The sequence below is a fragment of the Deltaproteobacteria bacterium genome (assembly GCA_019308905.1).
Lineage (GTDB): Bacteria > Desulfobacterota > BSN033 > WVXP01 > WVXP01 > JAFDHF01.
Window position 1 is genome coordinate 12,414 of record JAFDHF010000068.1, and the last position, 22,369, is coordinate 34,782.

At 58.3% G+C, this 22,369-nt stretch carries 22 protein-coding genes and 1 pseudogene; 6 read left to right on the forward strand and 17 right to left on the reverse strand.

What is annotated here, in order from left to right; translation table 11 throughout:
* Window positions 1-41: 41 nt before the first annotated feature.
* From JRJ26_17350 to JRJ26_17365, 4 genes and pseudogenes are all read right to left on the reverse strand, one after another.
* Complete coding sequence (locus tag JRJ26_17350) at window positions 42-1,604, reverse strand: glycoside hydrolase family 15 protein (GenBank protein MBW2059257.1); 1,563 nt, start codon at window positions 1,602-1,604, stop codon at window positions 42-44.
* A gap of 110 nt (window positions 1,605-1,714) precedes the next feature.
* Window positions 1,715-3,169: an FAD-dependent oxidoreductase gene (locus JRJ26_17355; GenBank protein ID MBW2059258.1), complete on the reverse strand. Its 1,455-nt coding sequence runs from the start codon at window positions 3,167-3,169 to the stop codon at window positions 1,715-1,717.
* Between the two features lie 2 nt (window positions 3,170-3,171).
* Window positions 3,172-3,870, reverse strand: a complete 699-nt coding sequence (locus tag JRJ26_17360; GenBank protein MBW2059259.1) for a TVP38/TMEM64 family protein — start codon at window positions 3,868-3,870, stop codon at window positions 3,172-3,174.
* A 921-nt stretch (window positions 3,871-4,791) separates the two neighbouring features.
* Window positions 4,792-4,896 (reverse strand): annotated as a pseudogene (locus JRJ26_17365) (DUF255 domain-containing protein).
* A gap of 260 nt (window positions 4,897-5,156) precedes the next feature.
* On the opposite strand from JRJ26_17365, the gene JRJ26_17370 reads away from it, so the two are divergent.
* Together JRJ26_17370 and JRJ26_17375 are read left to right on the forward strand one after the other, a co-directional pair.
* On the forward strand, window positions 5,157-6,428 hold the full coding sequence (locus tag JRJ26_17370) for a cation:proton antiporter (protein ID MBW2059260.1): 1,272 nt from the start codon (window positions 5,157-5,159) through the stop codon (window positions 6,426-6,428).
* Window positions 6,429-6,484: 56 nt separating this feature from the next.
* Window positions 6,485-6,958, forward strand: a complete 474-nt coding sequence (locus JRJ26_17375; GenBank protein MBW2059261.1) for a CBS domain-containing protein — start codon at window positions 6,485-6,487, stop codon at window positions 6,956-6,958.
* Between the two features lie 66 nt (window positions 6,959-7,024).
* Here the strand turns inward: JRJ26_17375 and JRJ26_17380 are convergent, their stop codons facing one another.
* From JRJ26_17380 to JRJ26_17395, 4 genes are all read right to left on the reverse strand, one after another.
* Entirely contained in the window at window positions 7,025-7,447 is a 423-nt protein-coding gene (locus JRJ26_17380) for a PaaI family thioesterase (GenBank protein MBW2059262.1), read from the reverse strand.
* A gap of 69 nt (window positions 7,448-7,516) precedes the next feature.
* A complete protein-coding gene (locus JRJ26_17385; GenBank protein MBW2059263.1) occupies window positions 7,517-7,915 on the reverse strand; it encodes a M67 family metallopeptidase in 399 nt (132 codons plus the stop codon).
* 45 nt (window positions 7,916-7,960) lie between these two features.
* Window positions 7,961-8,944, reverse strand: coding sequence for an MBL fold metallo-hydrolase (locus JRJ26_17390; GenBank protein ID MBW2059264.1), 984 nt, complete (start codon window positions 8,942-8,944; stop codon window positions 7,961-7,963).
* A gap of 81 nt (window positions 8,945-9,025) precedes the next feature.
* A complete protein-coding gene (locus JRJ26_17395) occupies window positions 9,026-9,445 on the reverse strand; it encodes a hypothetical protein (GenBank protein MBW2059265.1) in 420 nt (139 codons plus the stop codon).
* Window positions 9,446-9,971: 526 nt separating this feature from the next.
* Here JRJ26_17395 and JRJ26_17400 point away from each other — a divergent pair.
* Window positions 9,972-11,024 carry a histone deacetylase gene (locus JRJ26_17400; GenBank protein ID MBW2059266.1) on the forward strand — a complete coding sequence of 351 codons (1,053 nt, stop codon included), beginning with the start codon at window positions 9,972-9,974 and terminating at the stop codon, window positions 11,022-11,024.
* A 115-nt stretch (window positions 11,025-11,139) separates the two neighbouring features.
* Here JRJ26_17400 and JRJ26_17405 read toward each other — a convergent pair whose 3' ends face one another.
* The 6 genes from JRJ26_17405 to rtcA form a co-directional block, all read right to left on the reverse strand.
* Window positions 11,140-11,424 carry an integration host factor subunit beta gene (locus JRJ26_17405; protein ID MBW2059267.1) on the reverse strand — a complete coding sequence of 95 codons (285 nt, stop codon included), beginning with the start codon at window positions 11,422-11,424 and terminating at the stop codon, window positions 11,140-11,142.
* Between the two features lie 41 nt (window positions 11,425-11,465).
* Window positions 11,466-12,290 carry a phosphoribosylformylglycinamidine synthase subunit PurQ gene (locus JRJ26_17410; protein ID MBW2059268.1) on the reverse strand — a complete coding sequence of 275 codons (825 nt, stop codon included), beginning with the start codon at window positions 12,288-12,290 and terminating at the stop codon, window positions 11,466-11,468.
* Between the two features lie 24 nt (window positions 12,291-12,314).
* Window positions 12,315-13,712 (reverse strand): cytochrome c biogenesis protein ResB, encoded by a 1,398-nt coding sequence (locus JRJ26_17415; GenBank protein MBW2059269.1) that lies wholly within the window; start codon window positions 13,710-13,712, stop codon window positions 12,315-12,317.
* A gap of 338 nt (window positions 13,713-14,050) precedes the next feature.
* The gene (locus JRJ26_17420) at window positions 14,051-15,151 is read right to left on the reverse strand and encodes an FAD:protein FMN transferase (GenBank protein ID MBW2059270.1); all 1,101 of its coding nucleotides are present in this window, start codon (window positions 15,149-15,151) and stop codon (window positions 14,051-14,053) included.
* Window positions 15,148-16,182: a DUF402 domain-containing protein gene (locus tag JRJ26_17425; GenBank protein MBW2059271.1), complete on the reverse strand. Its 1,035-nt coding sequence runs from the start codon at window positions 16,180-16,182 to the stop codon at window positions 15,148-15,150. The genes JRJ26_17420 and JRJ26_17425 overlap by 4 nt, the downstream gene beginning before the upstream one ends.
* Complete coding sequence (gene rtcA / locus JRJ26_17430) at window positions 16,154-17,212, reverse strand: RNA 3'-phosphate cyclase (protein ID MBW2059272.1); 1,059 nt, start codon at window positions 17,210-17,212, stop codon at window positions 16,154-16,156. The genes JRJ26_17425 and rtcA overlap by 29 nt, the downstream gene beginning before the upstream one ends.
* Before the next feature lie 157 nt (window positions 17,213-17,369).
* Between rtcA and uvrA the strand changes: the two genes are divergently transcribed.
* Window positions 17,370-20,132: an excinuclease ABC subunit UvrA gene (uvrA, locus tag JRJ26_17435; protein ID MBW2059273.1), complete on the forward strand. Its 2,763-nt coding sequence runs from the start codon at window positions 17,370-17,372 to the stop codon at window positions 20,130-20,132.
* Here the strand turns inward: uvrA and JRJ26_17440 are convergent.
* Genes JRJ26_17440 through JRJ26_17450 form a run of 3 tightly spaced genes read right to left on the reverse strand, consistent with a single transcriptional unit; the run spans window position 20,122 to window position 21,106 of the window.
* On the reverse strand, window positions 20,122-20,376 hold the full coding sequence (locus tag JRJ26_17440) for a hypothetical protein (protein MBW2059274.1): 255 nt from the start codon (window positions 20,374-20,376) through the stop codon (window positions 20,122-20,124). The two genes, uvrA and JRJ26_17440, sit on opposite strands and share 11 nt — an antisense overlap.
* 2 nt (window positions 20,377-20,378) lie before the next feature.
* Window positions 20,379-20,630 (reverse strand): hypothetical protein, encoded by a 252-nt coding sequence (locus tag JRJ26_17445; protein MBW2059275.1) that lies wholly within the window; start codon window positions 20,628-20,630, stop codon window positions 20,379-20,381.
* Window positions 20,631-20,632: 2 nt separating this feature from the next.
* Window positions 20,633-21,106: a 4Fe-4S binding protein gene (locus JRJ26_17450; protein MBW2059276.1), complete on the reverse strand. Its 474-nt coding sequence runs from the start codon at window positions 21,104-21,106 to the stop codon at window positions 20,633-20,635.
* Between the two features lie 15 nt (window positions 21,107-21,121).
* On the opposite strand from JRJ26_17450, the gene JRJ26_17455 reads away from it, so the two are divergent.
* Both JRJ26_17455 and JRJ26_17460 read left to right on the forward strand, forming a co-directional pair.
* On the forward strand, window positions 21,122-21,385 hold the full coding sequence (locus tag JRJ26_17455; GenBank protein ID MBW2059277.1) for a helix-turn-helix domain-containing protein: 264 nt from the start codon (window positions 21,122-21,124) through the stop codon (window positions 21,383-21,385).
* Window positions 21,386-21,611: 226 nt separating this feature from the next.
* Window positions 21,612-22,226 (forward strand): hypothetical protein, encoded by a 615-nt coding sequence (locus JRJ26_17460; GenBank protein MBW2059278.1) that lies wholly within the window; start codon window positions 21,612-21,614, stop codon window positions 22,224-22,226.
* Window positions 22,227-22,369 lie beyond the last annotated feature (143 nt).

Consider the following 22,369-nt stretch of genomic DNA (forward strand, 5'->3'; position numbering starts at 1 on the left):
CTCCTGGTAGAGGAAAGGAGCCACAAACCGGAGTCTTTCGGTCATGGTTTGCCCGAAGTCGCCTCCATACCACTTGAAGATCCTGGAAAGGGAGATACGCCCCTCTGTATCGCCTCGATCGTTGAAACCACACGGGGATCGTCAAAGGGGAGAAATCCGACTATGGGGATCAGCAGATTGCTCGAGTCGAGAAGATCGGTATCGTAATGCTGGACAAAGGCTCCTTTCTCAGCGCTCCAACCTCTCTCGAGAACCTCCTCCTTTATGCCGGCCCTCGCCTTCTCCCATTCCTCCTTATCCCCTGGGAACCCGTACCGCCTGGCTATGGTCAATCCCCGGTCCAGGGCGACCCAACACATGACCTTTGAATAGACGAAATGCTCAGGCTCCTCCCTTATCTCCCAGATACCCGAGTCTCTCTCCTGCCAGTGGTCGGCCACATAGTCGCAGATCTCGCAGAGGAGAGGCCAGATTGCCGAATCGATCTTGCCCACGTAGTCAGACAGCTTCAGGGCAGCGTCCATGACCTCTCCATAGATGTCGAGTTGCCGCTGTTTGGCCGCTCCGTTTCCGATGCGCACGGGTCTCGACCCCTTAAATCCGTCGAGATGATCGAGCTCTTCCTCCGGCAGATCGGCTTCACCACCGAGGCCGTACATGATCTGCAGCTTTCCTGCTCCGTGTCGCAGGACGAGTTCTTCGATCCATCGGAGATAGCCCCGTGTCTCCGAGAGATGGCCCAGATCGAAGAGAGCCTGGAGGGTGAAGGAGGTATCCCTTATCCATGTGTACCGGTAGTCCCAATTTCTAAAGCCACCAATCTCTTCGGGAAGAGAGGTCGTTGCCGCAGCGGCAATCGCACCTGTCGGCCCGTAGTAGAGCAGCTTCAGCAGGAGAGCCGACCGGTTGACCAACTTCTGATACGGGCCCAGATCCACTCTCCGGCCGGTTTCACCGCGCTTGAGCCAGGCCTGCCAATAGAGCTCTGTCTCTCGCAACGCCTTTTCCGCCCCTTCCAGGTCGAGCCCGGCCCGGCCGGATGAACCGTATACGAGATGCAGCCATACACGGCACCCCTGCGAAAGGCTCCACCTGGTCTCCCCGTTCCTCTCCCCCATGTGGAGGTCGAGGTTGGAGAAGAGAGTAAGGGCTCTCTCTCCCGCTCTGGCCAGGATACCACCCTCAAACCTTTCCAGGCAAGGCTCGACCCTGCCGTAGTCGAATCTAGGGTCAAAGACCACTCCCATGTCCACATGCCCTTGGCTGACCTCTATGAGACGGTATAGGTCGTGGTGCTCTTGCTCAGATTCCTCTTCACCGCGGGAAGGAACCGCCATGAAGTCGGTAACCCGGACGACCCCTGTGCGGGTTCTGAACCGGGTTACCAGTATGTTGGTGTCAGGAATATACTCTGCAACGGAATCCCAATCGCCGACTGGGGAGACGGCAAAACGCCCCCCCTTCCTCTCGTCGAGAAGGGCGGCGAATACGCTCTGGGAGTCGATACGAGGGAGACAGAGCCAGTCAATCGATCCGTCGAGACCCACAAGGGCGACTGAGCGAAGATTCCCTATGATTCCATAGTCGCTTATCTTCTTGTACAAACTATCCCCCTCTTCCCTTGTCCCTCTCCGCGGCGCAGGCCGGAGCCGTTCACTCACGCAGACGGAGAAAGACACCCCGGTCCGTAAGGCCCCTCGAGATCCGGCAGAGATTACTGCTCCCCGCAAGCCCTCCCCTTCAGATGAAAGAAGAACTTCAAGCCCTTCTGGACTCTCTCCGAAAAGATTTTCCCGGAGAGAAAGGTTGCCGCCACCTTCTTGTTGATCTCTCCAAGAGTGGGGTATGGATGGACGGCCGAAGCCAAGGCCGAGAGCTTCACCCCCCCATTCAGCACAGCAACCCATTCACCGATCAGATCTCCTGCCCTCGGCCCGAGGATCTGAATCCCGATAGGCTTCTCCTTATCATCCAGAAGCATCTTGATCTTCCCGATCCCCTCACCCTCCGCCACGCCCCTGTCGTTGTCTGCAAACCGCTCGGTCCAGACCGAGTAAAGCAGGCCCGCGGCCCTTGCCCTTTTTTCGTTCATCCCGATGCTGGCGAGCTCAGGGTCCGTGTAGGTGCACCACGGGAGAAAGGTGTAGTCGGTTTTCCTCGGAAAGCGAAAGATCGCGTTGCTTATTACAATCCCCCCCTCGTATCCCGCGGCATGGGTAAAGAGGTAGGATCCCGTCGTATCGCCCGCCCCGTAAATGTGCTTCAGGGAGGTTCTCAATCTCTGATCCACCTTCAGCCCTCTCCAATCGTAGAAAACGCCGATATCTTCCAGCCCTAGTCCCCCAAGGTTCGCATTCCTGCCCATGGCAAGGAGCAGGGTCTTTGCCCTGAGATGGATCGTCTCCCCTCCCCGGTTTCGGACAACCACCTCGCGCCGGTCTCCCAGGTCCCTCGTGCTGACCAGGGTACTGTTGAGATGGAAGGTGACGCCTTCACGGCCGAGTACCTCCATGACCTGATCTGCCATGTCCTTGTCTTCTCTGCTGAGGATCTGGTTGCTCCTCTGAACAACGGAGACCTCTGTTCCGAGGCGGCAGAAGGCCTGGGCCATCTCCGTGCCAATGGGGCCGGCGCCGAGGATGATCATGCTCTCGGGCAGTCCCTGGAGAGAAAAGAGCTCTCTATTGGTGATGAAGCTTGTTCTGTCCAAACCCTCTATCGGAGGAACTGCGGGAGAAGAGCCCGTGCAGATGGCCCATGTCCTTGCCGAAAGGGTACGCCCCTCTAACCTGATCGTATGGCCGTCGATAAACATCGGCTCACCGAACTCCACCCTCACACCGAGTTTGCAGAATCTCTCCTCGGAATCATGCTCCTGGATCCTCCCTATGACCGATCGAATCCTCTCTGTCACTTTCCGAAAATCCACCGGTCCCACCCGGCCCTGGGGCAGGCCGAATAGCCCTCCCTTTTCCATCAGGTGATAGACCCGGGCTGTCCTGATGAGAGCCTTGCTGGGAATGCAACCGTAGTGGAGACAGTCCCCCCCGAGATCTCTCTCCCTCTCAACGAGGAGAGTCTTCGCACCCAACTGAGCCGATCCCGACGCAATGGTGAGACCCGCGGATCCTCCTCCCAAAATCCCCATGTCAAAGTCGTAAACCGCCACTGTCAACTCTCCTTTCTTAACTTCTTTATGAGCTTGGGGATAAAGAAGGAGAAGGCGAAAAGACCCAGGGAGAAGAAAACCCTGAGGGAGGCCAACTCCCCCCATCTGCCGCTCGCCCAGACCTCTTTGAGTGTTCCCACAAAAAAGGTAAAGATAAAGGTCCCCACGATGATCCCCAGTCCGGTACCGAAAAAATAGTCCCGGAAACGGACCCCCGTGAGCCCCATGCCGAAATTCATAGCGGTAAAGGGGAAATAGACGAGCCGGAGGTAGAGGACAGCGGCAAACCCGTTCTGCTCGATGGCGACATCGTATTTCCTCAACCTGTCGCCTATCAGGGAAGCCGCAAACTCCCTGCCCAGGGTCCGCCCGATCCAGAAGGCGATGCTGGAACCGACCATTGCCCCGACCCAGACGTAGACGAACCCCCAGTAGGCTCCAAAGAGGGCAGCTCCCAGGGCGGTCAGAAGAGTTCCGGGCACGAAGAGACAGACGCCTACCGCATAGATCGCCATGTAGACGAGGGGGGCCCATACGCCTATTACCCCCAGGGAACGGCCCAGGGCTTCTTGCGTCAGGTGATCCTTCACCGGTGTGGCCCTGATCACATAGATAGCCACAACGATAAAGAGGAGAAAAATAGAGGCCTTTACTACAGCCCCCTTTCGTCTCTTTACCGGTGGTTTGGTAACCTCTTTCATGGCCCTGTTCCCCTGACCCCCCAGGTCGCCGCTCAAGCTACGCCCTCCCAAGATCGCTCCACCTCAGTCACGAAGATCATCCAAACGCTTTCCCGGCTGAAAAAGACAAATTCGGTCTTCTCCGCTGTTCTCGGTCCGGCATCGATCCGCCCCCCACGAGAACCCATTCACAAGATTTCTTCCCCTTATGGGTCTTTCACATCAACCAGTTCCAGCATCTTCCCGATGTCTGTTGTGGGAGCCTGGCAGTTGTAGTTGAGGCAGACATAGGCCGCGGCCTTTCCGCCGATGCTGGACCGATACCTCGCATACTCCGCAAGCCCGATGATCTCCGCCGACTGCCCCTCGGCTGGCCGGAGAATGCACGGCCTATTGCCATGGCCCTCTCTTCGAAATCCGGGTTGGCTGTAATCCGCCCGAGCCGAAGCAGGTCAAAGGCCTCCACTGAATTACCGGAGGGGACCGCACCGTCATAGATCTCTTTCCTGCAAACCAGAAGCTTCTCGCCGTCATCAGGGGTGAAATAGAATCCTCCCCTCCCCCGGTCCCAGAAGTGGAGTATCATATCGCCACTGAGATCCAGGGCCGTCTCGAGATACCGTGTCTCAAAGGTCGTCTCGTAAAGCTCGATCAGGCCCCAGATGAAAAAAGCGTAATCATCGATGTGGGCTGTCAGCCCTGCTTCTCCATCACGATACCGATGGAGAAGCCTCCCTTAGAAGGAAAAGCAGGTTGTGGGGAGCCGGGAATTTGGGGGCCTTCCCGAAGCCTCCATGTTCCTCGTCAAAAGATCTGGCTAGTTGCTCATAGGCAGCCTTCAGGCTGGTTCCATCCAGTGGTTCACCCGGCCCGTCTTGAGACGATTCGCCCGAAACGGCTCCTCTTCGGGAAGTAGGTTCCGGCAAAAAAAGGCCTCCTGTCCCAGGGGTACCAGTCCACCGGGTTTGTTGCGTGTTGGAGCAGATAGGGGCTCTTCCCGTGGATCAACCGATTGCAGCCCTGGCCGTGTTTCGGCGACTCTGGCATGTGATCTTCCGACTCTATACCGCCCCCCCTCCCTCTCGAACCTCCCCCTGCCCCGAGCCGGAGAAAAAGAAGCCCCGGCTGATCGAGGTCGCCGCGGTGACCGGAATGAGTGTCATTCCCCGGCCGACATGTTGTATCATTTATTCATGATTATATGATCTCCCAGCAAGTGAAGGGAACCTTCAAGAGGTGGGGTGAATCATGTATTCTCGAGGCTGGAACCGTGTATTTTATGCTCCTCCAGGGAAGGCTCAACGATTATGAATCTCCCCCTTCTAGCCGGATTTCAGGCCTTCCTGCAGAACTCCCACACCCTTGTTCACCTGGGCCTGCTCCTTCTCCTGGGTTACGTGGGAGGCAGGGTGGCGAGCCGGCTCAGGGCGCCCCGGGTGAGTGGTTATATCGTGACCGGAATGCTGTTCGGTCCGTCTATTCTCGGAGTCTTCCACGAGGAACTGGTAAAAGAGGATCTGGTACTGGTAACCGACATCGCCCTGTCGGTCATCGCCTTCTCCATCGGAGGCAGCCTGGTGCTGGCAAAGCTCAAGAGGCTTGGAAAAGAGATCCTCTGGATCACACCCATCCAGGCTCTGGCCGCCTTTTTCTTTACTACGGTCCTCGTCGCCATCGCCCTGCCCCTCATCGGTGCCGGATGGACAGATGCCGTAAGTCCTCTGGGGCGGGTCTTTTTTCCTATCGCCCTGGTGATCGGGGCGATCTCGGCGGCAACTGCACCGGCAACAACCCTTGCCATCATTCACGAGTATAGGGCCAAAGGGCCGCTCACAACGGTCCTTCTGGGGGTGGTCGCCCTTGACGACGGCCTCACGATCCTATTGTTCGCCTTTGCCATGAGCGTGGCCCAGGCTCTGACGGCCCGTGGAACCCTGTCCTGGCAGAACGTGGCGGTTTTGCCAGGCCTCCATATCGTGGCCGCCCTGGCTCTGGGCGCGGCCGGAGGGCTCTGCCTCAGGTGGTTCCTCCACCTTGTCCGGCGAAAAGAGGCGATGCTCGGCGTAGTCCTGGGCTCTATATTCCTGATGAGCGGACTCGCCATGGGGTTCGGCTCATCCCCCCTGCTCGCTAATATGATACTCGGCTTCATGGTGGCCAACTTCGTAAGGTCGGACCAAGACCTCTTCGCGGTGGTCGAAGGTATAGAGGAACCCATCTTCGCCATGTTCTTCACCCTTGCAGGGGCGCACCTCGATCTGCGGGTAGTCCAGACAGCCGGATCGCTGGCTCTGGTCATCAGCCTCGGCCGGTTTGGGGGGAAACTACTGGGTTGCCGTCTGGGTGGAGAGATCTCGGACGCATCTCGGACTGTCAAGAGATACCTTGGCCTCGGACTCCTCCCTGCGGCGGGCGTGACCGTAGGGCTGGTTCTGCTGGCGGCAGAAAGCCTGGGTCCCTCCCGGATGTCGGAGATGATGGTCAGCGCGGTCCTGGGGTCTGTCATCCTCAACGAGCTACTGGCACCGATTCTCGTTCGGTACGCCCTTGGGAGGGCGGGTGAAACAGGCAAGGTGTGACCGGTCTGGCAGAATCCCGCTGTAACGTTCCACAATATGGGACCCGAGGAGGGCCGATGAAAGGAAAGGGGAGAGAGGGAAAGACCCAGGCGGCGACGATAGCCGAGCTGCTCGAGACCCTGAAGGGGAGGGAGGTCCCGGTCCTGTCCCAGGGGTCGAGCCTCGAGGAAGCCATCCACATGATGGCCCGGTTCCCACACAGCCGGTTGCTGTATGTGGTAGACGGCAAGGGGAGGCTCACCGGGACCGTCTCACTGGCGACACTGGTGCGCCACGTATTCTTTCGGAGCCACGAGCCTCAAATCCACCCCCGCTTTCTCATCAACGCGATCGTCACGGAAGCGGTCGTCGATATCATGGAGAGACACCCGATCTCTGCAACCGGTGAGGAAGATGTGGAAGCAGTCCTAAAGAGGATGATAGAGAAGAACGTGAACGAGATTGCCGCCCTGGACACGGAGAAAAGGCTCATCGGTGACATCACGATGATCGATCTCCTCGCGTTTCTGATCGCAAGGAGGGAGGATTGAGGTCCTCTGCCGCGAAACCACCGAGGACTCCGGCTCTCAGGTCCCCGCGAAAGGACTGCCACAGGGCTATTGGAAAGGCAGGGGCTCGCCCTTGCGGTACGCCAGCGCCTGGCAGAGTGCTATCAGCCTGTCTTTCCCGTCTGTCACCCGGATGGCATAGGTACCGGTCTTCCTGGTGAGACTCACCTCCCTCGCCTCTGCCCGAAGAATATCCCCCGGCTCGGGGGAGTTGACGTAGGTCACGTTCATGTTGAGCGCAACGGCCAGGGTACCGTGGGAGTTGACGGCTGTCTGAAAAGCCTCGTCGATAAGGGAATAGATGGCTCCACCGTGTGCCATGCCGAAGAGATTCTCCATCTCCCGGGTAAATCTCATCTCTACCCGGGAGTATCCCTTCCCGACCTCTTCTACCTTCATGTCGAGCAGCCGCGCAAAGGGTTCCTGCCTGGTCCGTTCGGCGAGTCTGGCATGGATCTGCTCCTCTTCCATGGCTTCGGCCTCCTCGAAAAGGGGCCCACCCCATCTCCGACCCTGGAAGATGGAGGGTGGGACAGCCTCTCAAAAGATCTCGAATCTCACCTCGGCAACGGCCCCTCCGCGGGAGATACGAAAAGCCCTAGCCCGGGGGACCGGGTCTTTCAGGGAGATGATAAAATAGAGAGCCTCAGTGAAATACGCCTTTTCAATGTCCAGTTGTGAGGGGTAGCTCTCCGTTTCGGGATGGGAATGGTAGACGGCCAAAAGGTCCAGACCCAGACCCTCTATCTCCGTCAGGGCATGAAACTCCTGTTCCGGAGCGGCGAGGTAGGAGACCGGGCTCTTCTCCTGATTCTCGAGGGGGTAGACTCTCGTAACCACGCCCTCCCGGCCTGCAAGGAGCCCGCAGCACTCTAGAGGCAGCTCCCTCCCCGCATGGTTTATCATCTCCCGAAAAATCGCTTCAGGGATTCTCATCATGGCCCCTAACCGTTCAAGAACTCCACCGATCCGGAGAATTCAACCTCACCAGAGCAAGGCCCTGAGCCCGTCATGGGCCACGGTCACCTTGCAGGAGATATCCAAATCCGCTATTACCCGGTCGACCCTTTCCTGCCATTCCCGGTGGCACGTGGGCACCTTGTACGGCAGCCCGGTAACAGGGCTCTTCATGGGATCCAGGGGTCTGACTTTCTTGAAGCCCCCCCACTCGTCTCCGGGGAGGACGTCTACATCCGAGATGTGGACCAGAAAGACAGCCGATTTAGGGCTCCACTTCCGGATGTACTCGATGGCCCTTTGAAAGCTCATGTGTCCGGGCTGGTTGGAGGCCGGCTCATTGAAGGAATTGCACGAGAGGATCAGGATATCCGGGTTTTCAAGGATGGAGTCCTCTCCCGGAACATCGACAAAATCCGATGTATAGACGAGTCTCTTCGGCCCGTTGCCCGTTTCCTCTTCAAAGACATATCCGACGCTCCCTCCGGCCGAATCGCTGTGCACGGTCCTGAAGGGAGTGACCCGGGTTCTGAGGCTATCCAGTGGTCTTCCCGCCCGGACGGACCTTTTCTCCAGGAGCTTGCCCAGCAGATAATCGAACCGCCGTCCCACGATCTCCCAGGTCTTCTCGGTGGCAAAGGCGGGAACGGGACTCCACCTCTCCTGCCTCCTGTTGCGCCGCAAGGCCTCGAGCTCATCCAGACCGATATAATGATCGCTGTGGCCATGCGTTATCAGGAGGGCATCGATATGATCGACCCGGTTTCGTATCAGCTGGATCCTCATGTCCGGGCCGCAATCGACGAGAATACTCTCTTTTCCCCTCACAAGAATGGAGGTGCGCAACCTCTCTTCTCCCAGCAGCCTCATCTTCTCGCATATCTGGCATCGACAGCCATGCTCCGGCAGGCCCCAGGCGCTGCCGGTCCCCAGGAAAATCGCCTCCATTCGGTCACCCGTGAGTCGAAAAGAGCCGGGCTTGCCCCGCTTTTCGATGAATGATCCCTGCAACTCGGTTGATCCTACATTTGCCTATCTCTTTGGGAGCCTGCTGCAGACTCGGACCCCCGGGAAAAGACGTCTCGCCTCCCCTTACGACATTCTCTTCAGGTAGTCGAAAACGAGCTCACCCTCTGCCAGGACCTTGTCCCAGAGGCCGGGCCTTTCTCTGACGAGCCTGATCTCGATGAGATAGACCGTGTGAACTCCGAAGTAGTCAATATAGTTACGAATTTTCAGAAAGGTCCTCGGATCTTCCTCGAATCGGTAGGTCCTGCTCTCCGGGCCGCGTTCTTGTACCGACCATCTGTTCTCCAGGAGGTACGCCTCCAAATCCTCCAGGAAAGCACCGACCACGGCCTCCTTCTCCCTTTTCTCCCAGGGACTCACCCTCCAGTGGGGGAAATAGGTAAGCCTGAGGGTCTTGTACCGCTCCGAGAGTGTATCGAGCTTCTCCTCCTTCACTTCCCCCGCCTCTCCATCCATTTTCTGCCCCACTTCCGCCGACTTCACCTGAACCCGCCGGAGCCCCAAAAGAATCCGAAGGTTCTACTCCCCGACCGGGAGATACCGGAAGAGATCCCTCCTTGTCTCCCTCCTATCCGTATCTTCTTTGCGATCCCTCCAGGGATATTTATATAGGATTCGCGGTTCGCGGTCAAACCTCGAGCTTTCCTCACGTGAGGAAAGCTCAAACAAAAAAGGCTGTGGAGTTGCCTGAGTTTTCGGCCGAGGATTCTTGCAAGTATATGACTTCACGATCTTTTTCTGTCTTGGCAGGAGAACACCCTTGTCCCCTCGCTCCTGAGCTCACGCGGTGACCCTATCAAGGTTCGCGGGTGGGGATTGATGGGTACCCCACCGCTTCCGCAATGTCGCTCGGAGGCAAGGGTGTTCTCCAAAAGTCAGGAAACTCCACAAAAAGGCTTGACCCCTGATCCCAAAAAGGATAGCCTCTCTTCCCAGAGACGACCTCAGACCCCTTGACATTCGATCGGGCTCGGGGGTCTGTCGAGAGGGTCGAAGGAGGAGAGGAACCGTGAGCAAGGTTGGAATCGTCAGGAATGAACGGTACCTTCTCCATGACATGGGCTATCATCCAGAATCCCCGGAGCGCCTCCGAGTCATATACCAGGCCCTGGAAGAGGGGGAGGTGAAGGGGCTTTTTGAGGAGATTCCGGCAAGGGCCGCCTCCAGGGGGGAGATCGAAACCGTCCATGATCCCTCCTATGTGGACCTGGTGGAACAGACCGCTGGAAAATCCCATGTCCAGCTCGACCCCGACACCTCCACCTGTGCGGCTTCTTACGAGGCTGCGATCTGGGCAGCAGGAGGGCTTCTGGAGGCTGCAGATGCGGTTGTGAGCGGGCATGTAGGAAGTGCCTTCGCCCTGGTGAGGCCCCCGGGGCACCATGCGGAAAGAGCGAGAGCCATGGGGTTCTGCCTGTTCAACAACATTGCCATCGCTGCGAGGCACCTTCAGGAAAGCCACGGCTTCGACCGGATTCTCATCGTCGACTGGGACCTCCACCACGGCAACGGCACGCAAAACACCTTTTATGATGAGCAGGGGGTTCTCTACTTTTCAACCCACCAGTACCCGTACTACCCCGGGACAGGTGCAGCCCGCGACACCGGGCGGGGAAAGGGGGAGGGCTATACCGTCAACGTCCCTCTGGGCACCGGATGCGGCGATTCCGAATACGCCAATATTTACACCCACCTCCTCAGGCCCATCACCCTTGCCTATCGACCCCAAATGATCTTGGTCTCCGCAGGCTTCGACATCCACCACAGAGATCCCCTCGGGGGAATGAGTGTAACGGAGATGGGCTTTGCTCGCCTGATGAATATCGTCAAGGATCTGGCCAGATCAACCTGCTCCGGCAGAGTCGTTCTGACCCTTGAAGGGGGGTACGACCTTACCGCTTTGCGTGAGTCTGTCAAGGCCGTCTTGTTCGAGATGAGAGACGATGCGAGCTGGGTGGATCAGCCGAAATGCCAGGAACAAGAGAAGAAAGACTACAAGGCGATAGAGAAACAGATCGAATCGATTCAGAAGATCCAGAGCAGATACTGGAACTGCTTCTGAGCCATCTCTGGAACTTGCGGAGAGCCCCAGCCGGACCGCCCCGGACTGAGGCCTGCCAAGTCCGCGATTTTCTCCTGGAATTTTCTCCCTGCAAGGAACAGGGGCGTGTTATCTCTCATGCGCCGGAGTTGACTCTCTCCTTGAGTTCCTTCCCGACCTTGAAAAAGGGAAGCTTCTTGGGCGGCACATCCACGATCTGTCCGGTTTTTGGATTCCTCCCCTTGTAGCCCCCATAATCGCGGATGACGAAGCTCCCGAATCCCCTGATCTCGATCCTCTCTCCGCGGATAAGGGAATCCCTCATCCCGTCGAAGACGGTATCAACAATCACCTTTGCCACTTTCTGGGTGAGGTTTGGAATCCTCTCCGCCAATTGGAGGGTAAGTTCCGCCTTGTTCATATCTACCTCCTCTCATGGACGATCTGGATTTTCCCTGCACATCAAAGGTTCTTTCTGATGTACTCTACGGCGTTTCTGAAGAACTCTACTCCGGCTCCCTCCTCGGGAAGACTCTCACGGGTCCACCGGGGATGATTGGTAAAATGGGTGTAAGCCTCGGGATGGGGCATCATCCCCATGAGCCTCCCGGTCTCATCGCAGATTCCAGCCACTCCCTCCACCGATCCATTGGGATTCTCGGGATAGTCCATGGTGGGTCCCTGGAAATCACGATCCGTATACTGAGCGACGACAAGCCCCTTTTCTTTCAACCGCTCGAGAGTACCGGCGTCCCCTGCGATGAACTTTCCCTCCCCGTGTCTCACGGGCAGATAGACCTTTTCCAGGCCACGTGTGAAAACACAAGGGCTCTCCTGGTTGATCATGAGATAGACCCACCGATCTTCGAATCGTCCCGAATCGTTGAAAGTGATCGTCAGACGCTGGGTTTCATAATCCCCGTCGAACCCCGGCAACATGCCCGACTTTACCATGAGCTGACACCCGTTGCAGACTCCGAGGACGAGTTTCCCCTCGCCTATGAACCGGAGGATCTGATCGTAGAGCCTCTCACCGGTAGTCTTGACCCGGGTGTAGCGGAGACGGTTCGCCGCGGCCTTGGCGGCTCCGAGGTCGTCTCCGTCGAGGAATCCACCCGGCAGATTGAGAAAGTGGTAGTCGTCCAGGCTTCTGCCGCCGTGAATGAGCTCACTCATGTGGACGATGTCGACAACGTCGGCACCGGCCAATCTGCAGGCATGGGCCATCTCCCTCTCACAGTTGATACCGTAGCCTGTAATCACGACGGCTCGAACGACTCTGCTCATGGATTCCGTGAACTACCCCTCTCCTCATGGTGAGGCGCTTCGGATCGGCTTCAACCCTATCCCTTCGAGACGCTGAAGGAGGTCTGAAAACTCCCTCTCAAAACCCACCCTGTTTCGATGGCTGGTCCCCCCGAGCAGAACCCTCCTGCCCGCCCCCTTCTCCCCTGAGATAAGAATCCAGAGCCTCCGGTGCGGGATGAAAAAGGCCATGATAGTGCCGACAATCAGCAAGCCAGACCCGACCCACACAACCCAGACACCGGGCTGCCTGTTTACCTGGAGCACCGTGTACTGCTTCATGAGAACGTCATCGAGGGTGAAGACGAAATCACCCCCCCTTTTCTCATCATAATCGGGGATCTTCTTGAAAAGCCAGATACGCCTGGGAGTTCCACCCCTGGGAAACAGGGCCAGTTGGATACCTGGTCCGAAGTTGTGGACCTGCGGGAAGTATCCCAGGAGCTGGAAAGAGAGGTCATTGCCGGGAAGACTCACCCGTTGCCCTTCGTGAATCCGGATCTCATGGGAGCCGTCCGCTTCCCTCCTGCGGATCCGGAGGACGGCCTCGGTCTCGCTGCCGTAGGAAGACTGATAGAACTTGAGGCCCTTATAGGCCATCGGGTGGTTGACACGGACCTTGACGCGGCGGACCTCCCTGCCATTCTCGAGGATGGAAAGGACACTGGTATACTCGCTCACGAACTTCCGGGGACCCGGAATATCGTAATAGGAGATCTCGAAATCCTCACACCTCACCTGGTATCCCAGGGGGTAGTCGACGAATCCGCCTTTCCTGCGCAGAAGAATGCTCTCCTTTGTCTCCCCTTCCAGGATCTTCAGAACCCCGCTGAAACCGAAGACCGATCCGATCATTCCACCTGCCAGAATGATGATCACGCTTAGATGGGCGACGTAGACACCGAGTCGCCCGTACCTCCCCTTCTCAAAGTAGAGAATCAGCCCCTCACGCCCCTCGATCCGTTTGGGATTCCGGAAAAACCGATGAATCTCCTTCCCGATCTTCTCGGCCAGCCCCTCTTCTCCCTCAGGGGCCCGAAAAGCCGCCGTGAATGGCTGGGCCTCGATCCTGGAAGGGGCCAGCTCGATCCTGGGATGAAATACCTGCCGCCATACCGAGGGCAGTCTCTTGAGAGAACAGAACAGCAGGTTAACAACCAGGAGGCCGAGAATGGCCAGGAACCACCAGGAGTGATACATGTCGAAAAGACCGAAGAAATCGAGGATCCGTGCCAGCCCCGGGCCGTATTCCACGAGGTACTGATGGGGCGTGCCCTTCTGGAGGATGACAGTCCCCAGCACCGATGTTCCCGCGAGCAGAATAAGGAGAAAGACCGTCATCCTCACAGATGAGAAGGCTTTCCACAACACCTCGTTCCGCCCCTTTGAATCGTTCTTGTCCAAGGCCGACCCCTTATCGCACCGGAAAAATTCCGAGATCCCGAGCCTGCTGATTTAGAAATTGCCGAAATTTTTAACATACTCCCATTTTCGTGTCAACCTCTAAAGGGCGGAGTTTCCTGACTTTTGGAGTACACCCCTGCCTCCGAGCGACACTGCGGAAGCGGTAGGGTACTCATCAAGGGTGAGCGGGGAGGGGAAAGGGCGTGTTCGTGAGTCGTGATTCGTGTTCGTGGGGCGTGATTCGTGAGGCGTGAGTCGTGTTCGTGGGGCGTGTTCGTGTACTTCCAAGAATTCCCGGCCGAAGACTCAGGAAACCCCGGCTGAAGGGCCTGGATCTCCTACTGGAAACGTATCCGCCCTCCCATTCCCGATGAGATCGAGACCCTTCCCTCCCCATCCACAATCAGAGCCTCGGTCCCGGGCAGACTCTCCACCAAGGCCATCCCCCTCTCCGGCCCCAGGACGAAAACAGCCGTAGCAAGGGCGTCGGCCCAGACGAGCCGGTCGCTGAAGACCGTGACACTCCTCGACCTCCTGGCCGGAAAGCCTGTCACGGGGTCGAGGATGTGGTGGTACCTGACTCCATCCTTGATGAAATAACGCTCATAGTCTCCTGAGGTGGCCACGGCCGCCTCTTTCACCTCGACGGTCGCCATGAGTCTCGATTCGTCTCTCGGATCTTGAATCCCCACGACCCAGGGAGCGCCGAACTTGGTTCCCCCCGTCCTTAGATCGCCTCCTGCATCCACGATCAGAGCCTTGAATCCCAGGTCTTTGAGAAACCGGAAAGCCCGGTCGACCGCATACCCCTTGGCGATCCCACCCAGGGCCAGCTCCATCCCCTCTCTTCTCAGAAAGAGGGCCCCCTTGTCCTCGTCGATTTGAAGGTCACGGTATCCCACACGCGCGAGTGCTGATGCCACCTCACCCCTGGACGGGACTCGATCCCCCTTCCAGCAACGATCCCAGAGGCTCACCAGGCTCCCCACCGTAGGGTCAAAAGCTCCACCCGAAAGGTCCGAGACCTGGAGGGCCTTCTCCATCACACAAAGTACGTCGCCGCTGATCTTCACTGCTTTTCTCCCTGCCGCCCGGTTGACCCTCCAGACATCGCTCCCTTCTATCCTTCGACTCATGAGCCTCTCTATCCTCCGCATCACCTCGAAGGCCCCACTCAGCGCGTCGGCGGATGCCTGGTCATTCCGGGCGATCACGGTTATCTCCACCAGGGTACCCATGAGAAACTGGGTCCGCTTCAGGATCTCAGGTCCCCCGTGCCCGCACCCGGCAACAGGGGAAAGGAGAAGTACCACAAGGAGAAAAAGGAATTTTGAGAAAGGGCTCTTCATCGGCCTGTAACCCCTGCGAGACGCATCTCCCGGCATGCCGGGCCTGTCCGGTTTCGACAGCACATGGGACAAACCACCCAACCCAATCAACCGGAACCCTCCCGGCCCTCTGCCCTCTCCTGTGTTGAGAAGCCCAGCTCTTCCAGCAACCGGCGGGAGACCTCGAGTGCCTTCCCCTCGAGCCTGGAACTGATGAGTCTTTTCCTGGTGATCGCTGCCAGGTCCTCGCGGTCTATGATTCTCGGCTCCCCTTGTCCCCTCTTTACCACGTCCACGTGGAGATCCACATAGCGGATCCGATCCGGATAGAACTCAACGGGCGTGTTGACATTCAGGTACTCACCCTTTGGTCTCCCCCCCCTTCCGAAGTAGCGGTGCCGGACAGACCAATTCCCTTCCTCCGTCTCGGTGAGGCCGTAGTCGCCGGGCTCGATGGGCATGTCGAGGCCGTCGTAACGGCCGCGGTGGAACCTCCTTCGCACGAGAATCCGGCTCCCTTCGAGAGAGAGGACCTCTCCCTGGCCGAGTCTCAGGACTTCACCTTCCGGCTTTACATGCTCCAAACAGACCAGGCCCTGCTTCCTCATGGGGCCGTAGAGAAACCGCTCCAGGAATTCACGCTCCAACTTCCTCTTCTTCTGAGGTTTCCTTGCGATCTCCCCCTCGAAGAGATCGAGATAATCAGAGGCGATGATTCTCAGCCTGTGGTGGTGCATCATGGTGGGAAGCACTCGATCCCTCAGGCCGTCCAGTGCGGCCTTGCTCGCCCCTGGGAATTCAATCTCCCAGGCGGCACTTCCCCGCCCGGACCCGCCGCTATCCCCACAAGTCGATCCCCTCCGCACCACCATGTCGAGAAGCACTTCCCAAAGACGGCGGATCAGCTCCTCCCCGGCCTCTCTGGACCCCAGGATCCTGACCCCCTGCATGTCTTCTCGATCTTCGATGGCAAGGTCCGGGGGAATCTCGTTCTCCCCGATTCCAAACCGACGGCAGATCTCCCGGGAAGGTTCGGCGATGCCGTAGCCCATGTCGAGCACGAGCCGCGTCAGGGCGGTTGCATAGATCCCCCGGACTTTCAGATGTCTCCTCTCAATTCGGGTCGGCCGCGTGTCTTTCAAACCCTATGCCCTCGATCTCGACTCGATTCCCACGGCAGGATGTCCTGGCCCCGAGAATCGTCTCGATGAGCCAGAGATTCGTCTCCACGTGATCGGTCAGCCGAGGGATCAGATAGGTCGTCCTTCCTTGGGCAAGACCGGCAAACAGGATCAGCTGATCCGCCAGGTGACGGTCCACAGTAGCCCCTGACCCCAGATCTTCCAGAAGGTTCCTCGCCACAAAGGTCCCGATCGCTTCGGATCGTCGGCCAGGGCGGCCCGCCTGGTCCGCACCTAGGAGACAGCCCGTGTCTGTCCGGGCGGCCACGAACAGGGCGGCCCCCCGTTGGGGAGCGGATGTGTCCTGGACAATCTCAAACCGGGGCCTAAGACCCTCTTGTGACAGGATCTCCGTGCATCGTTCGGCCATCCTCTCGGCGACCCGCTGTGTGCGGAGATGGGAAGCCAGGGATATGCCCGATACTTCGACAACCCGGCCCTGCCCTTCCAGGGAAAGGGGGGCAAGCCTGCCCGCCACGGGCCGGCTCTCCAGCTGAATCAGTCCTCCCCCCTTGGGCACATAGCCGTACCGCACTATCCTGAGTGAGGCCTTTCCCCCCATTCTGGCCAGCAACGGCAAGAGGACCCTTTCCATGTGGTAAGCTCCTGGAGCGAAATCCTGAAAAAGGCCTCCGGAGATTCTGAAGCACCGCGGTTTGCCGGAAAAGATCGCCAGGGGAAGCACGGTGAAGGCGAGCATGGTCGTGGACCCGGCTGTACCGATCTCCCAGGTATAGGAGGTTCTCTCACAACCTTTTCCGGGTCGATAGAGGATCCTGTCAGAATCTACTACCGCACCTTCCACCCTGCCCCCTGTCAGTTCGCAGCAGGCCAGCACCGATCTCACGTGTTGCGGTCTGAGCCCCGGCTTCTTCCGCCGGGCCCGGATGTTGGTGATTTCAAGCTCCTCCCCCGCAAGAGAGGCGAGGGCCACGGCGTACCTGAGAATAGTGCCGCTGCCCGATCTCTGAGAGCCGTCTATGCGGATCAAGCCTCTTCCCCCTTTCAATCTGGAGGCGTATCCTGCCTGTCACTGATCAGGCCCAGGAACGAGAGAACCCCTCGAGCCGAGAAAACCCCGGCCCCCTGAAGTTTCTTGATACGCTCCAAGGTGTTATAATATCTCATTAAACTCCGAAAGGCGAGAGATGTCCGGCTATATCGAGATCATAGGGGCGCGGTCCCACAACCTCAAGAACCTGAACTGCAGGATTCCACGGGGCAGGATCACGGTGGTGACGGGAGTCTCGGGATCGGGAAAATCCACACTCGCCTTCGACACCCTTTTTGCGGAAGGCCAGCGCCGGTATGTGGAATCCCTCTCCACCTATGCCCGCCAGTTCCTCGAGAGAATGAACAGGCCCGAGGTGGATAAGATCACCGGGATCCCCCCTGCCGTCGCCATCGAGCAGAAAAATACCGTCAAGAATGCCCGATCCACCGTGGGAACGGCCTCTGAGGTCTATGACTATCTCAGGCTCCTCTTTGCCAAGATCGGGGAGACCATCTGCCCCGAATGCGGGACAAAGGTTACAGGGGACACCGTGCAGGGAACCGTCCGGTGGATCATGGAGAGGATGGAAGAGAAGAGGGTCTACCTGCTCGCCCCCTACGACCTGGGCAGAGAAAACGAGAGGTCCTACCGGGTGCAGGATCTCATCAAGAACGGCTTCTACCGCATCCTTCTCGACGGAGAGATGGTAGACATGACGGAGAGGCCCCTGGCCTTCTTTGACGGGCGAGACCGGGTCGAGCTGGTCATCGATCGCCTTGTCGTGGAGCCCGGCGTGGAGGGCCGTCTGGCCGAAGGGATCCAGACCTGTTTTGCCCAGGGAGACAAAACCTGTATCGTTCAGACCACCGAGGGAGAGAGGAGGCGCTTCGTCCAGAGATTCGTGTGTGACAATTGCCAGCGGGAATTCGTCGAGCCCCACCCTCTTCTCTTCTCTTTCAACAGCCCTCTGGGAGCCTGTCCCGTGTGCCAGGGGTTCGGCCGGGTGATCGGTATCGACCTGGACAAGGTGATCCCGAACAAGAAAAGGGCCCTGAGAGAGGAGCCCATCGTGGCCTGGAACAGCCCGGCCTACCACGAGGGATACGACTACCTATGGGAGGCATGTGCCAAATACTCGATTCCGGTCGACGTACCTTTCGAATCCCTGACCGAGGAGCAGCGCGAGATCGTGGTCAACGGCCGGGGAGAATGGTTCGGCATAAAGGGATTTTTCGACTGGATGGAGAGCAGGCGATACAAGGTCCACGTGCGGGTCTATCTCAGCAAGTACCGTTCATATACGGACTGTGAGGCTTGCGGGGGAACCAGGCTGAAAGAGGAGGCCCGCAACGTATATGTCGGCGGCAAGAACATAACGGAACTCACCCGAATGACCATCGAGGATCTGGCCGGTTTCTTCGAGAATCTCCGCCTGGATCAGTTCCGGGAGGCCATCGGCCACCGTCTCCTCAGAGAAATCAGGAACCGCCTCGGCTTCATGGTGGAAGTCGGGCTTGGCTATCTTGCCCTGAACCGGCAAACCCGGACGCTGAGCAGCGGGGAGTTCCAAAGGATCACCCTGGCGAGGTCTCTTGGAAGCGCCCTGACGGAAACACTCTACGTTCTCGACGAACCCAGCATAGGCCTCCATCCGAGGGATAGCTGGAGGCTTCTTGGAGCCCTGAAAAAGATGAGGGACGGCGGCAACACCGTCGTCGTGGTGGAACACGATCCCGACATCATTGCGGAGGCCGATGAAATCATCGACCTCGGACCAGGCCCGGGGCGCAAGGGCGGCTCGGTTGTCTTTCAGGGAAGTCTCACCGATCTTCTCGAGTGCAAGGACTCCGTGACGGCGAGGTACCTGAACCGGACAAAAGACCTCAAGGAGAGACCCCCGGAACGGAAGCCGAGAGGATGGATCACAATCCACGATGCATGGGAGAACAATCTGAAACACATCGACGTCTCCATCCCGCTGGGAGTGATGGTCTGCATCACAGGGGTCTCCGGGGCGGGAAAGACGACCCTCGTGCAGAATGTACTTTACGCCGGTCTCCACGAGACACCGGATCCTCGTTACGAACGGGGCAGATTCGACTCCATCGAGAGGGCCGACCAGATCTCGGAGATTATCATGGTAGATCAATCACCGATCGGGAGAAGCATCCGCTCCAACCCGGCGACCTACATGAAGCTCTTCGACGAAATCCGCCGGATTTTCGCATCCACCAGGCAGGCCAAGAGAAACGGACTGAAGCCGAGGCATTTCTCTTTCAACGTCCCGGGAGGGCGATGTGAGGCATGCCAGGGGGCAGGAGTCCAGGTCCTGGAGATGCAGTTTCTCGAAGACGTGATCGTCACCTGCGACAGGTGCGGGGGCAAGCGTTTCAATCCTGAAGTTCTGCAGATTCAATACAGGGGAAAGAGCATCCTCGATGTCCTCAATATGACCGTGGAGGAGGCTCTCGAGTTTTTCGGGGACGATCCGAAGATAACCCGCAAGCTCGAGATCCTCATGGAGGTCGGCCTCGGTTATCTCAGCCTGGGGCAGTCTACAAGCACGCTGAGCGGAGGAGAGGCCCAGCGCCTGAAGCTCGCCCTCCACATCGCCCACTCATCCGGGTCGGACAGGATGTTCATCTTTGACGAACCCACCACGGGCCTCCACCTGGCAGATATCGAGGCCCTTCTGAAGAGTATTTCCAGGCTGCTGGACCGGGGAAACTCGGTGGTCGTCATCGAACACAACCTGGACTTCATCTACCATGCCGACTATATCATCGATCTCGGGCCGGAGGGGGGGGACCGAGGCGGAACCGTCGTGGCTCAGGGAAGCCTTTCAGACATAATGGCACACCCCTCGTCCCACACGGGAAGGTTTCTCAGGAAGAGATTCTCCACCCCTATCCATTGATGATACTCTCTGCTTCCTTCCGGTAAGCATCCATCACGTAGGGGATGCCCGAGACCCTGGCCGGAAGGGACGGATCCGGAGTGACCAGGTAACCCCGCCTCTGGAGTTCCAGGGCCCGTTCCAGGGTGTTCACCTTCACCTCGCCGCCGATACACTTGGCTCTCTGACCCCACTTCAGCTCGATGGTCTCCACGCCGAGTTTCTCGATGACATACTCGGCCACTCCAAAACGGGTATCCTCCACGTTCATCTGCACGTAGATGTCGCCGCGCCGTAGCCTTCGTGCCAGCGGCGATACTCCTCCACCCGGCGCCGCATGTCCGGAGATTCCTTTACCCTGTTGTGTCTGTCCAGTTCGGCCTTCGGATTCATGCCGCACACGTTTTCCCCGCAGACGATGGAGACCCCGGAAATGGCTGCACCCACGGCAAAATGCTCCCAGTTGCGCCGGGCCACCTCGGTAGAACCCAGTGCCCCGGTAAATATGGACAGTCTCATCCTCAGTTTATGCTGGCGGCCGATCTCCGTCTCTGTATCCACCATGGGGAAGAGGGCGGCATCAGGGCCTGCCTCAACCCCTTCGGGCAGGCCCTCAGGCAGGCCCCGCACCCGGTGCATTTCCCAGGGTCTATGGTGTAGCGGATCAAGCCCCTACACACACCGGCAGGGCAGCGCTTCTCGCTGATACGGGCTTTGTATTCCTCCCGGAAATAGCGCATGGTGGTCAGCACGGGGTTAGGAGCGGTCTTGCCCAAAGCACACAGGGAAGCCAGGCCGACCGTCTCGCCGAGCTCTTCGAGCAGGGCCAGTTGCGTCTCCGTGCCGCGCCCTGCCGTGATCTTCCCGACGATCTCCAGCATGCGTTCGATTCCAAGGCGGCAGGGGACACGCTTGCCACACGATTCATCCTGTAGGGATTCCAGAAAATACCTCCCCACATCCACCACGCAACTGCTCTCGTCCATAACAACCATGCCACAAGGGCCATCATGGCCCCTGCCACGGCCAGGGCTTTCAAGGTCAACCGCAGAACCGTCCGCAAATGGCTTAGACGCTATCAGAGCGAGGCTATGGCAGGTCTTTTCGATCGAAGCCGTGCCCCTCATCATCCCCGCTATGGCAGGTCTTTTCGATCGAAGCCGTGCCCCTCATCATCCCCCAAGCCCTATCAGCCCCCAGCAGCGGGCCACGGCCATCGAACTCAAAAAGCGACTCCCCTCCTGGGGAGCCCCCAGGATCAAGAAGAACTTTGAGCTGACCATCTCAGACAAGGCCATCCGAAAGATCTGGCACCAAGAGGGCCTTGTCAGACGCAAAAGAAAAAAACACAAAACCAAAAACGACCTCAGAGCCGTCAAAGCCCTCTGGAGGCTGTTTGAACAGATCGATGTCGATACCAAAGACCTCGATGACATCCCTGAGCTCTGGCCCCAGATCCGAAGGCTCAACCTCCCCAAGATCCAATACACGGCAAGGGATGTGGTAAGCGGCCTACTGTGCAACGCCGATCTCACAGACTGCCGCATCCAAACCGATAACGGATCTGAATTCATCGGCTCCTGGAACGCCAAGAGCCCAAGTGCCTTCACCCTGACTGTCGAGTCGATCCCAGGACTCCAACACCATACCATCCCTCCCAAAGCTCACACCTACCAGGCAGACGTCGAGACCGCCCACCGCCTCATCGAAGACGAATTCTACGAGGTTGAGACCTTCCTGGACCGAACCGACTTCCTCCAAAAGGCAGCCGCCTACAACCTCTGGTTCAACGTCGCCCGACCCAATAGCTATAAATCCAACAAAACCCCATTCCAGATCATCCATGAAAGAGACCCAACCATCAACCCAAGGACCGCCCTCCTGCCCCCCGTCTTCCTCGACCAAATCTATAACAAAAAACTCGACAATCTGTCCCAAGGGGGATACCATGTTGCTCCGCAGCCCTATTCCTCAGCGGCCTTCCCGCTTCCCCGGGAAGCGGCATTTGGGAGGAGAGATCCACTACAGGCTCTCGGCAAGGCCAAGCCGTGGCGGTTCATCTCCGCCGGAAGCCGGGTGATCCGGGTGGCGCAGGAGTTTCCTTTTTGGGGTTGAAGGGGTAAAATAAGGACATTCCTGCTCCTGGCTTTGTAGTGAATCACGGAGGGAAAATCATGAAGCTCCAACACGTCGCACTGGTCTCTCGATCCGAGGAGAGCGCCCAGCGGTTCTACGGCGATCTTCTCGGTCTTGAAAGG

Bases quoted from the DNA above. Each gene is read 5' to 3' on its own strand.
- JRJ26_17385 (MBW2059263.1), bottom strand. From the start codon at position 7,915: ATGATGAGAATCCCTGAAGCGATTTTTCGGGAGATGATAAACCATGCG.
- JRJ26_17405 (MBW2059267.1), bottom strand. From the start codon at position 11,424: ATGAACAAGGCGGAACTTACCCTCCAATTGGCGGAGAGGATTCCAAAC.
- JRJ26_17360 (MBW2059259.1), bottom strand. From the start codon at position 3,870: ATGAAAGAGGTTACCAAACCACCGGTAAAGAGACGAAAGGGGGCTGTA.
- JRJ26_17410 (MBW2059268.1), bottom strand. From the start codon at position 12,290: ATGAGCAGAGTCGTTCGAGCCGTCGTGATTACAGGCTACGGTATCAAC.
- JRJ26_17455 (MBW2059277.1), top strand. From the start codon at position 21,122: ATGGCCCCTGCCACGGCCAGGGCTTTCAAGGTCAACCGCAGAACCGTC.
- JRJ26_17450 (MBW2059276.1), bottom strand. From the start codon at position 21,106: ATGGTTGTTATGGACGAGAGCAGTTGCGTGGTGGATGTGGGGAGGTAT.
- JRJ26_17370 (MBW2059260.1), top strand. From the start codon at position 5,157: ATGAATCTCCCCCTTCTAGCCGGATTTCAGGCCTTCCTGCAGAACTCC.
- uvrA (MBW2059273.1), top strand. From the start codon at position 17,370: ATGTCCGGCTATATCGAGATCATAGGGGCGCGGTCCCACAACCTCAAG.
- JRJ26_17380 (MBW2059262.1), bottom strand. From the start codon at position 7,447: ATGGAAGAGGAGCAGATCCATGCCAGACTCGCCGAACGGACCAGGCAG.
- JRJ26_17375 (MBW2059261.1), top strand. From the start codon at position 6,485: ATGAAAGGAAAGGGGAGAGAGGGAAAGACCCAGGCGGCGACGATAGCC.
- JRJ26_17445 (MBW2059275.1), bottom strand. From the start codon at position 20,630: ATGAGACTGTCCATATTTACCGGGGCACTGGGTTCTACCGAGGTGGCC.